The 383-nt window shown below is 44.1% G+C and carries 1 protein-coding gene; it reads left to right on the top strand.

Annotated features, from left to right (window positions below; all coding sequences use genetic code 11):
- Positions 1 to 19 precede the first annotated feature (19 nt).
- A partial coding sequence (locus AK963_RS30715) for a hypothetical protein (protein ID WP_139117851.1) occupies positions 20 to 383 on the top strand: 364 nt, incomplete at its 3' end.

Below are 383 nucleotides of genomic sequence, written 5' to 3' on the forward strand. Positions count from 1 at the left end.
ATTAACCGGAGGAAATAGCATGGATGCTGAACAGGAAATCAAAAAACTGAAGCTGCGGCTCGATACCTTGGAGCAGCAGTTTTATGACCTGACGTTTAGCCCGTCCGAGACCGATGCCATTACCACGGCAATTCTGGAAAAATGTGGGACACAGTTGGTCAGCAAGATATGGGCAGAAAGAAATAATCCAGAAAACATTGATGCCGCTTACTGGATAAGCCATGCCTTTTATCATGCTTGGAAAAACAAGGATGATCAGAGTGAGCTTCAGTATCTCATCGGTATTGTGGGTAAAAGGCTCCGCATTGATTCAATGCCTTCCTACACCGCCATTCTCGACTGGATCAAAGCCTTTAATAATTTCAACAAAGGTGAAGTAAAGC

Source organism: Endozoicomonas atrinae, assembly GCF_001647025.1.
In the GTDB taxonomy this organism is placed as follows: Bacteria; Pseudomonadota; Gammaproteobacteria; order Pseudomonadales; family Endozoicomonadaceae; genus Endozoicomonas; species Endozoicomonas atrinae.